The organism is Paracoccus sigandri (assembly GCF_003709565.1).
Taxonomy (GTDB): Bacteria; Pseudomonadota; Alphaproteobacteria; order Rhodobacterales; family Rhodobacteraceae; genus Paracoccus; species Paracoccus siganidrum.
Map to the genome: position 1 here is coordinate 1 of NZ_QNRC01000091.1, position 2,164 is coordinate 2,164.

Below are 2,164 nucleotides of genomic sequence, written 5' to 3' on the forward strand. Positions count from 1 at the left end.
CCATCTGCGCGCCCATGTTCTCGAACTTGTCGCCCAGCTCGATCTCCTTGGCGACCGAGACGCCGTCCTTGGTGATGCGCGGCGCGCCGAAGGACTTGTCGATCACCACGTTGCGGCCCTTCGGACCGAGCGTCACCTTGACCGCATCCGCAAGGATGTTCACGCCCTTCAGCATCCGGTCGCGCGCGTCCGTGCTGAACTTCACTTCTTTCGCTGCCATTTGATTCTCCAGAATTTATCGTTGAAGGATATGCCGGGCCGGCGATCAGCCGATGATGCCCAGGATGTCGCTTTCCTTCATGATCAGCAGTTCTTCGCCGTCGATGGTGACTTCGGTGCCCGACCATTTGCCGAACAGCACGCGGTCGCCCGCCTTGACCGCCGGTGCGATCAGCTCGCCCGAATCCTTGCGCGCGCCCTCGCCGACCGAGACGACTTCGCCCTCGGCGGGTTTTTCCTTCGCGCTGTCGGGGATGATCAGCCCGCCCTTGGTCTTTTCGTCGCTTTCGACGCGGCGGACCAGCACGCGGTCATGCAGCGGTTTGAATGCCATTTGAACACTCCGATATTGCAGGTTGCAGTGTTGTGTCGCGTTGTTGGCACTCACTACACGAGAGTGCCAATAGCTGTGGTCTAGGCAGAGGCCGGGGCGCTGTCAACCGCTTCCTTCCGCGGAACCGGGCGGCGCTGCGCTTGGCACTGGCCCTCGCCACCGGCTCGTGCCAGTCTTCGCGCCAAGCAACCGGAGACAGGAATGATCAGACCCGCCCTTTTCGCCCTTGCCCTTCTGGCCGCCCCCGCCCCGGCGCTGGCCGAATGCATCGGGCGCAACCTGATCGACAGGATGCCGGCCGAGACCCGGGCCCGAATCGACGAGGCGGTCGCCAAGGTGCCCTATCATCGCGGGCTGCTGTGGCGCGCGACCAGGGGAGAGGCGCGGATGGTGCTGGTCGGCACCTATCATTTCGCCGATCCCCGCCACGAGACGATGATGCTGCACCTTGCCGAACCCCTGGCCGGTGCCGCCGCGCTCTATGTCGAGGCCGGGCCCGAGGAGGAGGAGAAGCTGCAGGACGCGCTGCAGGCCGATCCGTCGCTGATGTTCGACCCCAGCGGCCCGACCCTGCCCGAGCGGCTGAGCGCCAATGAATGGGCGCGTCTTTCGGCCGCCATCGAGGATCGCGGCATTCCGGCGGTCCTCGCCTCGCGGATGCGGCCCTGGTATGTGTCGCTGCTGCTGGGCATTTCGCCCTGCATGATGGAAAGCCTGGCCGAGGCCGGGGGTCCCGGCGGGCTGGACCGGCTGCTGACCCAGATGGCCGGGACGATGGACGTGCCGGTCCATGCGCTGGAGCCCTGGGACACGGTGTTTTCGCTGTTCGCGGACCTGACGCCGGCGCAGGAGGAGGACATGATCCGCGCCGCGCTGCCGGCCGCCGAACATGCCGACGACTATGCCGCGACCCTGACCGATGCCTATTTCGACGCCGATGTCTGGCGGATCTGGGAATTCGGCCGCTTCGACGCCTACGAGACCTCGGGCCTGCCGCCCGAGACCGTGGACGAGCAGATGGCGCTGGCCCAGTCGATGCTGATGGACCAGCGCAACCGCAACTGGATCGCGCCGCTGGTCGAGGGGGCCGAGGCCGCCGCCGCCCAGGGCAAGGGCATCGTCGCCGGTTTCGGCGCCCTGCACCTGCCGGGCGAAGAGGGCGTGCTGCAATTGCTGGCGGACGAAGGCTGGGAACTGGAGCGGCTGGACGGGTGATGCCGGCCGGGCAGGGGCGCGGGCGCAGATGCCGGCGCCCGGCTGCAGGCGGGGCTATTGCCCGTTCAGCACGCCCAGCACGTGGCTTCGCCCGCCCTTGCTGTAGGTGATGCGGCTGTCGCCGATCTCGGTGATGGTGCCGCCATTGATGCGGTCGCCGATGCGCAGGGTGATGACGCGGCCGTTCGACAGGCGGACCAGCGCGCGGCTGGCCTTGCCCGCGCCGATCGTGCCGATGATCTGGGTGCGGCTGACCTGGATGCCGTTCCTGACCGTCGCGGCGTCGGTGACCGAGGCCGGGGACTGTCCCTGCGGCACGGCGGCGGCCACCTCGGGCTCGTTCTCGGCCTCGGGCGGGGTATAGCGCTGCTGGCGCGCGGCGGCGGCGCGGGCCTC

Annotated in this window: 3 protein-coding genes and 1 pseudogene; 1 reads left to right on the plus strand and 3 read right to left on the minus strand. The window is 68.1% G+C overall.

What is annotated here, in order from left to right; all coding sequences use genetic code 11:
- Together C9E82_RS23785 and C9E82_RS23790 are read right to left on the minus strand one after the other, a co-directional pair.
- On the minus strand, positions 1 to 220 hold a 220-nt coding region (locus C9E82_RS23785), incomplete at its 3' end, for a TCP-1/cpn60 chaperonin family protein (protein WP_276312145.1).
- Positions 221 to 265: 45 nt separating this feature from the next.
- Positions 266 to 553 carry a co-chaperone GroES gene (locus tag C9E82_RS23790; RefSeq protein WP_119901194.1) on the minus strand — a complete coding sequence of 96 codons (288 nt, stop codon included), beginning with the start codon at positions 551 to 553 and terminating at the stop codon, positions 266 to 268.
- A 201-nt stretch (positions 554 to 754) separates the two neighbouring features.
- On the opposite strand from C9E82_RS23790, the gene C9E82_RS23795 reads away from it, so the two are divergent.
- Positions 755 to 1,768: a TraB/GumN family protein gene (locus tag C9E82_RS23795; protein ID WP_119901195.1), complete on the plus strand. Its 1,014-nt coding sequence runs from the start codon at positions 755 to 757 to the stop codon at positions 1,766 to 1,768.
- A 54-nt stretch (positions 1,769 to 1,822) separates the two neighbouring features.
- Here C9E82_RS23795 and C9E82_RS24740 read toward each other — a convergent pair.
- Positions 1,823 to 2,164: pseudogene (locus tag C9E82_RS24740) on the minus strand (pilus assembly protein PilP); the annotation flags it as partial.

What these genes read in the sequence shown, in the direction of transcription:
- C9E82_RS23790 (WP_119901194.1), bottom strand. Translation starts at nt 553, where the DNA reads ATGGCATTCAAACCGCTGCATGACCGCGTGCTGGTCCGCCGCGTCGAA.
- C9E82_RS23795 (WP_119901195.1), top strand. Translation starts at nt 755, where the DNA reads ATGATCAGACCCGCCCTTTTCGCCCTTGCCCTTCTGGCCGCCCCCGCC.